The following is an 8,256-nucleotide window of genomic DNA, read 5'->3' as shown; positions in this document are numbered from 1 at the left end:
GCCGACGACGACGACGACGGCAACGGCGGCTCCAAGGCGCTCACCAAGAAACTCGAGGAACTCAAGGCCCAGGCGCTGGAGAGGTTCGAGCGCATCGCCGGCCTGTTCGAGAAGGTCCACCGGGTCTACGACAAGGAAGGCTACGGCACGCCGGCGTACCACAAGGCGCAGAAGCTCCTGTCCGACGAGCTGATGACCATCCGCTTCACGGCCAAGACCATCGAGAAGCTGTGCGACATGGTGCGCGGGCAGGTCGACGACGTGCGCAAGAAGGAGCGCGAGCTGCGCCGCATCATCGTGGACAAGTGCGGCATGCCGCAGGAAATCTTCATCAAGGACTTCCCGCCCAACCTGCTCAACCAGAAGTGGGTGGAGAAGCAGGCCGCCGCGGGCAAGCCCTGGTCGGTGGTGATCGCGCGGAACATCCCGCCGATCCAGGAACTGCAGCAGAAGCTGGCCGACGTCCAGTCGCGCGTGGTGGTGCCGTTGCCCCAGCTCAAGGAAATCAACAAGCGCATGAACGAGGGCGAGGCCTCGTCGCGCGAGGCCAAGAAGGAGATGATCGAGGCCAACCTGCGGCTGGTGATCTCCATCGCCAAGAAGTACACGAACCGCGGCCTGCAGTTCCTGGACCTGATCCAGGAAGGCAACATCGGCCTGATGAAGGCGGTCGACAAGTTCGAATACCGCCGCGGCTACAAGTTCTCGACCTATGCCACCTGGTGGATCCGCCAGGCCATCACGCGATCGATCGCGGACCAGGCGCGCACGATCCGCATCCCGGTGCACATGATCGAGACCATCAACAAGATGAACCGCATCAGCCGCCAGCACCTGCAGGAGTTCGGCTTCGAGCCGGACGCCAGCATTCTGGCCGCCAAGATGGAGATCCCGGAAGAGAAGATCCGCAAGATCATGAAGATCGCCAAGGAGCCGATCTCCATGGAGACGCCGATCGGCGACGACGACGATTCCCACCTGGGCGATTTCATCGAGGACACCGGCAACACCGCGCCGATCGAAGCCGCCATGCAGGCGGGCCTGCGCGACGTGGTCAAGGACATCCTCGACTCGCTGACGCCGCGCGAAGCCAAGGTGCTGCGCATGCGCTTCGGCATCGAGATGAGCACCGACCACACGCTGGAGGAAGTCGGCAAGCAGTTCGACGTCACCCGCGAGCGGATCCGCCAGATCGAAGCCAAGGCGCTGCGCAAGCTCAAGCACCCCAGCCGCTCCGACAAGCTGCGGTCGTTCATCGACACGATGTAAAACCCCTCGGCGTTGCCGCGGAGGCGGCAAGCCAGGGCTTTCGAGAAAGCGCCCCGCCGGGGCGCTTTTTCTTTGCGCTCCTAGAATCCCGCAATGACCCACAGCGCCGACTTCCTCATCATCGGCGCCGGCATCGCCGGCGCCTCGGTCGGTTACTTCCTGGCGCCGCACGGCAAGGTGGTCCTGCTGGAGCGCGAGGCGCAGCCCGGCTACCACTCCACCGGCCGCTCGGCCGCCCTGTTCCTGGAAAGCTACGGCACGCCGCAGGTGCGCGCGCTCACCCGCGCCAGCCGCGCCTTCTTCGATGCGCCGCCGGCAGGGTTTGCCGCCCAGCCGCTGATCTCGCCGCGCGGCTGCCTGCTGGTGGCCGCGCCAGGGCAGGAGGCCCAGCTGCAAGCGCACTGGGACATGCTGCGGGCGATGGCGCCCAACGCGCGTCGCCTCGACGCAGCGCAGGCGAAGGAGCTCGTGCCCGTGCTGCGGCCCGAGCGGCTGATCGGCGCCGTGCTGGAACCCGACGCGGCCGACATGGACGTGGACGCCATCCACCAGGGCTTCCTGCGCGGTCTGCGGCGCGCCGGCGGGCAGCTGGTGTGCGATGCGCAGACGACGACGATCGAGCGCTCGCAAGGCGAATGGGAAGTCACCGCGGCAGCGACACGCTACCGTGCACCGGTGCTCATCGACGCCGCCGGCGCCTGGGCCGACGTTGTCGCGATCCTCGCCGGCGTCGCGCCCATCGGCCTGCAGCCCAAGCGCCGCTCGGCCTTCACCTTCGCACCGCCGGCGGGCGTGGACCCGCGCGCCTGGCCGGCCGTCATCAGCGCCGACGAAGGCTGGTACATCAAGCAGGATGCTGGCATGCTGCTCGGCTCGCCCGCCAATGCCGACCCGGTCGATCCGCACGACGTGCAGCCCGAGGAACTGGACATCGCGCTGGCCATCGACCGCATCCAGCAGATGACGACGCTGCAGATCCGGCGGCCGACGCGCACCTGGGCGGGGCTGCGCTCGTTCGTCGCCGACGGCGACCTCGTCGGCGGTTTCGATCCGGCCGCGCCCGGCTTCTTCTGGCTGGCGGCGCAAGGAGGTTACGGCATCCAGACCTCGCCGGCCATGGGCGAAGCCTGCGCCGCACTGGCGCGCGGGCTGCCGCTGCCCGAGCGGATCGCGGGGTTCGGGTTGACCGCGCCGATGCTGGGGCCGGCGCGACTGCGCTGAGCGGGACCGGCGGCTCGCAGCCGCTCCATGCTTCCGCGCTCACATGGGAGCCGCAGTGCGTCACGCTTGCGAAACATGCAGACCTCTGTTGCAACATCTCAGTAAGATCGCGGCTTGACCACACCATCCTCTCCGCACGCACAGCGCGCCGCCAACCGCCGCGGCGTGCTGGCGATGTCCGCCGGCATGGCCAGCTTCGTGGCCAACGACAGCATGGTCAAGGTCGTCAGCGAGTCGCTGCCGTCCATGCAGCTGATCTTCCTGCGCGGCCTGTTCGCCACCTTGCTGCTGTTCGTCGTGGTGCAGGCCGTGGGCGCCACCCGGCAGTTCGCCCGCCTGGGCAATCGGCGCGTGCTGTTGCGCGCCGCCCTCGACGCCGTCGCCTCCGTGGTCTACCTCACCTCGCTGTTCCACCTGCCGATCGGCGAGGCCACCGCCATCAACATGGCGACGCCGCTGTTCATCACGCTGTTCGCGGTGCTGGCCTTCAAGGAGCAGGTGGGCGCGGGCCGCTGGCTGGCGATCGCCACCGGCTTCACCGGCGTGCTGCTGGTGGTGCAGCCCAGCGCCGCCGCCTTCAACGCCTGGTCGCTGCTGTGCCTGGGCGGCACCCTGCTGCACGCCGGGCGCGACCTGACCACGCGCTACATCGACAAGGCCATCCCGTCCATCCTGATCACGCTCAGCTCGGCGCTGGCGGTCACCGCGCTGGCCGGCATCGGCACCCTGGTGCAAGGCTGGCAGCCGGTCCACCCGCGCCAGCTGGCCATGCTGGCCGGCGCCAGCGTGTTCCTCAGCTGCGGCTACTACCTGCTGACCGTCGCCATGCGCGGCGGCGAGATGAGCCTGATCGCGCCGTTTCGCTACGCCGGCCTGCTGTTCGCGCTGCTGCTCGGCTACCTGGTCTGGGGCGACGTGCCGGACGCGCTGGCCTGGATCGGCATCGCGCTGCTGGTGGCAGCCGGCCTGTACGTGCTGCACGGCGAGCGCGGCCGGGGCCGGGGCCGGCCCGAGCTGGAGCCGATTGCGGATTGAAGCGGGTCAGCTGCCGGGAAATTCCTCGGTGTCGACTTCGCCGCGGGCCTGCTGGCTGTAGCGGTTGCCGTGCACCGTGCGCTGGTTGATGTGCGCCTCCAGCTGGGCCAGCAACTCGGGCGACAGCTTGACGTCGGCGCCCGCCAGGTCTTCGGCCAGGTGCTCCACGCTGGTGGTGCCCGGAATCGGGATGATGTCGTCGCCCTGGTGCAGCAGCCAGGCCAGCGCCAGCTGCGCCGGCGTGCAGCCGGCTTCGCGCGCCAGTTCCCGGTAGCGGGGCAGCAGTTCCAGGTTGCGGGCATGGTTGGCCGGCTCGAAGCGCGGCATCGACTTGCGGATGTCCTTGGCGTCGAACGCCGCCACGTCGGGCACCGCATCGCACAGAAAGCCGCGCGCCACCGGGCTGAAGGCCACGAACGTGATCCCGAGCTCGCGGCAGGTGTCCAGCACCGCGATCTCCGGATTGCGCGTCCACAGCGAGTACTCCGTCTGCACCGCGGTGATCGGGTGCACCGCGTGCGCCCGGCGGATGGTGGCCGCCGACACCTCGGACAGCCCGATGGTGCGGATCTTGCCCGCGCGCACCAGGTCGGCCAGCGCGCCGATGCTCTCTTCCACCGGCACCTTCTTGTCCCAGCGGTGCAGGTAGTAAAGGTCGATCACATCGGTCTGCAGGCGCCGCAGGCTGTCCTCGCAGTTGCGGCGCAGCGCCTCGGGGCGGCCGTCGATCGCGCGGCGGACGCTGCCGTCGTCGCCGGTCACGCCGGCCAGCCCGCCCTTGCTGCACAGCGTGAGGCGGCGGCGATGCGGCTTGAGCACGCGCCCGACCAGGGTTTCGTTGGCGCCGAAACCGTACAGCGCGGCCGTGTCGAACAGCGTGACGCCGGCGTCGACGGCGGCCAGCAGCAGGCGCTCGCCTTGCTGCGGCGACGGCGGCGTGCCGTAGGCATGGCTCAGGTTCATGCAGCCGAGACCGATGGAGGTGACGGGGAAAGGGCCGAGTTGTCGTTGGTGCATGGCGGTAGGCAAGCGGTTGCGAAGGGTCAGGCAAGAGCTTACAACGGGCAGTGCACCGCTGCCGTGTCCTAAAATCCCTGATCGCTGCTTCTGGCAGCCGGAGGACGACCTCCCCCAGATCGGGAACCAACGTCCGGGGACGACCCGGCCTGACACGGAACCAGGCCATGCAAGGCGCCAAGCGCAAGATCGTCTACGTCGTTTTCTTCGAACTCATCGCGATCGCGATGTCGACCATCCTCCTGAAGCTGCTGTCAGGCAGCCCCGCGGGCCACGCCGGCGCCGCGGCCGTGGGCGCCTCTGCCCTCGCGATGGTCTGGAACCTCGCCTACAACGCGCTGTTCGAGCGCTGGGAGGCAGGCCGGGCGCGCAAGGGCCGCAGCTTCACGCGCCGCGCCGCCCATGCGCTGGGGTTCGAGACCGGCCTCACCGTGCTGCTGGTGCCGCTGTTCGCCCTGGTGCTCGGTGTCTCCCTGCTCGACGCCCTGCTCTACAACCTGGGCATGATCGTGTTTTTCCTGGTCTACACCTTCAGCTACAACCTGGCCTTCGACCGGCTGTTCGGGCTGCCGCTGTCGGCGCAGTGAGCGCAGGCTACTGAAGCTTCACTTCGCCGTCGAACGCGACGCGCAGCTTCAGCCCGGCGATTTCCAGCGTCATCGTGGCGGGCAACGTCTCGTCGCCCTGGATCGACCCGTCCTGCAGGGCCTTGGCGACGGCCTGCTCGATCTCGCGCTGCGAGCTCACGCCGACCACCTTGAGGAACTTGCGGATGCTGATGTTGAAAGCTTCGTCGTCCATGGTGGTCTCCGGCGCAAGACTTACTGCGGCTCGAGCCCGACCTTCTTGACCAGCGCTGCGTACTTGGCCAGCTCGGTGCGGAAGGCCGCCTGCGCCTGCTCGGCGGTGCTGATGGTGATGGTGTTGCCCTGCTTGTTCATCGCTTCCTTGACGGCGGGGTCGGCAAAGGCCGTCACCACGGCGTCGTGCGCCTTTTTCACACTGGCGGCGCTCAGGCCCTTGGGGCCGATCACGGCGAACCAGGCATCGACCGCGAAATTGGCCAGTCCCTGTTCCGCGAAGGTGGGGACATCGTGCGCCGCCAGGGTGCGCTGCGCCGACATCATGCCGATCGGGCGCAACGCGCCGCTCTTGATGTGACCCTGCACGCTGGGCAGTGCGACCACGCCGAAGTCCACCTGGCCGCCGATCAGGTCGGTGACCATCGGGCCCACGCCTTTGTAGGGGATGTGGCGGGCGCTGGTGCCCGAGGCGTCCAGGAACAGTTCCGCGGCCAGGTGCAGGATGGTGCCGTTGCCGCCGGAGGCGAAGTTCAGCGCGCCCGGCCTGCTCTTGAGCAAGGCGATGAATTCACGGCCGTTGGTGGCGCTCACCTTGGCCGGGTTGACCACCAGCACCATCGGCGTGGAGCCGACCACGGCGATCGGCGTGAAGTCGCCGGGCATGTCGAACGGCAGCGACTTGAGCACGCTGGGGAAGATCACCACGTTGTTCGACACCACGGCCAGCGTGTTGCCGTCCGGGGCCGAGCGGGCCAGGGCCTGCAGGCCGACGATGCCACCGGCGCCCGGCTGGTTCTCGACCACCACCGAGGCGTTCAACGCCTTGGACAGCGCCGGCTGGGCCGAGCGCGTGATGGTGTCGACGCCCGAGCCGGTGGCGTTGGGCAGGATGAACTTGACCACGCCGGACTGCGCCAGCGCGGCGACGGGAGCCAGGCCGATGGCGGCGGCAACGCAGGCGGCCAGCAGGCTGCGGCGCGAGAAGGTGGTGCGATGGGTCATGTCTGTCTCCTTGTGGGTCGGTCGTGATTGCAAAGGGCTTCAGCCGACGATGTTGCGCGAATGCAGCTGCGCCACGCGGGCGGTGTCGTAGCCCAGTTCCGCCAGCAGGTCGGCGGTGTGCTCCCCGATCCGGGGCGGGTCCATGCGGACACCCAGCCGGCTGCCCTCCATTGTGATCGGGAATAACGTGGTTTTGACCGTCTGGCCAGCCTTGTCGCCATCGGGCAGCCGCACGTCGGCCAGGCCGCCGGTCTGCAGCAGGTGCTCGTCGTCGAGCAGGTCGGCCGGCTTGCGGATCGGCGCGAACGGCAGGCCGGACTTCTCCATGGCGGCGGCCAGTTCGGCCGCGGTGCGGTGGGCCAGCCGCTCGCGCAGGGTCTTCAACAGGCGCGGCCGCTCGTGCACGCGCTGGTTGTTGGTGGCCAGCGCCGGCTCGGCCTTCAGGTCGGCCAGCCCCAGCGCATCACAAAACATCAGCCATTGCGCGTCGCTGACGGCGGCCAGGAAGATCTGCTCGCCGTCCTTGACGGTGAACACGTCGTAGACGGCCCACGGGCTTTCGCGCGCCGGCATCGGCGCCGGGTGCTTGCCCGTCATGGCGAACTGCAGCATGTGCTGCCCCATCAGGAACACGTTGTTCTCGTACAGGGCGGACTGCACTTCCATGCCCTTGCCGGTGATGCCGCGCTGGATCAGGGCGCCGAGCACGCCGATGGCGCCGAACAGGCCGCCCATGATGTCGTTGACGCTGGTGCCGGCCCGCAGCGGATCGCCCGGGCGGCCCGTCATGTACGCGAGGCCGCCCATCATCTGCACGACTTCATCGAGCGCCGTGCGGTGGTCGTAAGGGCCGGGCAGGAAGCCCTTGCAGGTGGCGTAGATCAGCTTCGGGTTCGCCGCGCTGAGCGACGCGTAGTCGAGACCGTACTTGGCCATCGTGTCGGGCTTGAAGTTCTCCGCGACGACGTCGGCGGTGCCGCACAACTTCCGCGCGAGCTCGGCGCCGGCGGGATTGTGCAGGTCGATGCCGATGCTCTTCTTGTTGCGGTTGAACATGGGGAAGAAGCCGGAGCCCGCACCGAGCAGGCGCCGGGTGCGATCGCCCTCGAGCGGCTCGATCTTGATGACTTCCGCGCCCAGGTCCGCCAGCACCATGCCGCAGGTGGGACCCATCACCATGTGGGTGAACTCGATGACGCGCAGGCCTTTCAGCGGCTGCGCCGTGCTGCCTTCACGCATGGGCGGCCTCCTGCATCGTGCGCGGCAGGCCCGTCTTCCAGATCGTGCCGTGGGTGGGCTCGCCTTCGAGCCACTTCGCCACCTTCGCGCGCAGCGCGAGCAGCTTGTCGAAGTCCAGGCCGGTTTCAATGCCCATGCTGTGCAGCATGTACGTCAGGTCCTCGGTCGCCACGTTGCCGCTGGCGCCGGGTGCGTGGGGGCAGCCGCCGATGCCGGCGGTGCAGGCGTCGAAACGGTGGATGCCCCGTTGCATCGCTGCGTAGACGTTCGCCAGTGCCAGCCCGCGCGTGTCGTGGAAGTGGCCGCAGGTGAGCTTGTCGCCGGCGACGCGGAGTACCCGTTCGAACAGCGAGCTGACCATCGCCGGATCCGCGTAGCCGACGGTGTCCGCCAGGCTGACTGCGTCGACGCCGAGATCCAGCACCGCCTGCACCAGCCGCACCACTTCTTCCGCAGGCACGTTGCCCTGGAGGGTGCAACCGAAGGCGGTGCTGATGCCCACCTCGATTCGCGTGCGCGCACCTGTCGCATCGCGCTCGGTGCGGATGCGGGCGATCTCCGCCACCACGTCGTCCGGCGTCTTGCGCAGGTTCGCCAGGCTGTGCGCGTGGCTGGCGGACAGCGGCACCAGCATCATCTCGGCGTTCGCCGCCATCGCGCGCTCGGCCCC

The 8,256-nt window shown here is 68.7% G+C and carries 9 protein-coding genes; 4 read left to right on the top strand and 5 right to left on the bottom strand.

The window, feature by feature from the left end:
- From rpoD to JWP65_RS04575, 3 genes are all read left to right on the top strand, one after another.
- Positions 1 to 1,269 (top strand): RNA polymerase sigma factor RpoD (gene rpoD, locus JWP65_RS04585; protein WP_299760784.1); only part of this gene is annotated, 1,269 nt, incomplete at its 5' end.
- Between the two features lie 93 nt (positions 1,270 to 1,362).
- The gene (locus JWP65_RS04580) at positions 1,363 to 2,490 is read left to right on the top strand and encodes an FAD-binding oxidoreductase (protein ID WP_299760781.1); all 1,128 of its coding nucleotides are present in this window, start codon (positions 1,363 to 1,365) and stop codon (positions 2,488 to 2,490) included.
- A 114-nt stretch (positions 2,491 to 2,604) separates the two neighbouring features.
- Entirely contained in the window at positions 2,605 to 3,525 is a 921-nt protein-coding gene (locus JWP65_RS04575) for a DMT family transporter (RefSeq protein ID WP_299760779.1), read from the top strand.
- Between the two features lie 6 nt (positions 3,526 to 3,531).
- Here JWP65_RS04575 and JWP65_RS04570 read toward each other — a convergent pair whose 3' ends face one another.
- Entirely contained in the window at positions 3,532 to 4,542 is a 1,011-nt protein-coding gene (locus JWP65_RS04570) for an aldo/keto reductase (protein WP_299760777.1), read from the bottom strand.
- Positions 4,543 to 4,709: 167 nt separating this feature from the next.
- On the opposite strand from JWP65_RS04570, the gene JWP65_RS04565 reads away from it, so the two are divergent.
- Positions 4,710 to 5,129, top strand: a complete 420-nt coding sequence (locus JWP65_RS04565) for a PACE efflux transporter (RefSeq protein WP_299760775.1) — start codon at positions 4,710 to 4,712, stop codon at positions 5,127 to 5,129.
- Between the two features lie 7 nt (positions 5,130 to 5,136).
- On the opposite strand, the gene JWP65_RS04560 is transcribed toward JWP65_RS04565, so the two are convergent.
- From JWP65_RS04560 to JWP65_RS04545, 4 genes are all read right to left on the bottom strand, one after another.
- Positions 5,137 to 5,343: a DUF6494 family protein gene (locus tag JWP65_RS04560; RefSeq protein WP_299760773.1), complete on the bottom strand. Its 207-nt coding sequence runs from the start codon at positions 5,341 to 5,343 to the stop codon at positions 5,137 to 5,139.
- Positions 5,344 to 5,363: 20 nt separating this feature from the next.
- Positions 5,364 to 6,347, bottom strand: a complete 984-nt coding sequence (locus JWP65_RS04555; protein ID WP_299760771.1) for a tripartite tricarboxylate transporter substrate binding protein — start codon at positions 6,345 to 6,347, stop codon at positions 5,364 to 5,366.
- A 39-nt stretch (positions 6,348 to 6,386) separates the two neighbouring features.
- Positions 6,387 to 7,586 (bottom strand): CaiB/BaiF CoA-transferase family protein, encoded by a 1,200-nt coding sequence (locus JWP65_RS04550; protein ID WP_299760769.1) that lies wholly within the window; start codon positions 7,584 to 7,586, stop codon positions 6,387 to 6,389.
- The coding region (locus JWP65_RS04545) for a hydroxymethylglutaryl-CoA lyase (RefSeq protein ID WP_299760767.1) at positions 7,579 to 8,256 on the bottom strand (678 nt) is incomplete at its 5' end. The genes JWP65_RS04550 and JWP65_RS04545, both read right to left, overlap by 8 nt.

This window comes from Ramlibacter sp., from assembly GCF_028292805.1.
Classification (GTDB): domain Bacteria; phylum Pseudomonadota; class Gammaproteobacteria; order Burkholderiales; family Burkholderiaceae_C; genus Ramlibacter.
Note: the sequence above shows the minus strand (reverse complement) of the source record. Positions and strands in the feature narration are given on the sequence as shown.

What these genes read in the sequence shown, in the direction of transcription:
- JWP65_RS04580 (WP_299760781.1), top strand. Translation starts at nt 1,363, where the DNA reads ATGACCCACAGCGCCGACTTCCTCATCATCGGCGCCGGCATCGCCGGC.
- JWP65_RS04570 (WP_299760777.1), bottom strand. Translation starts at nt 4,542, where the DNA reads ATGCACCAACGACAACTCGGCCCTTTCCCCGTCACCTCCATCGGTCTC.
- JWP65_RS04565 (WP_299760775.1), top strand. Translation starts at nt 4,710, where the DNA reads ATGCAAGGCGCCAAGCGCAAGATCGTCTACGTCGTTTTCTTCGAACTC.
- JWP65_RS04560 (WP_299760773.1), bottom strand. Translation starts at nt 5,343, where the DNA reads ATGGACGACGAAGCTTTCAACATCAGCATCCGCAAGTTCCTCAAGGTG.
- JWP65_RS04555 (WP_299760771.1), bottom strand. Translation starts at nt 6,347, where the DNA reads ATGACCCATCGCACCACCTTCTCGCGCCGCAGCCTGCTGGCCGCCTGC.
- JWP65_RS04550 (WP_299760769.1), bottom strand. Translation starts at nt 7,586, where the DNA reads ATGCGTGAAGGCAGCACGGCGCAGCCGCTGAAAGGCCTGCGCGTCATC.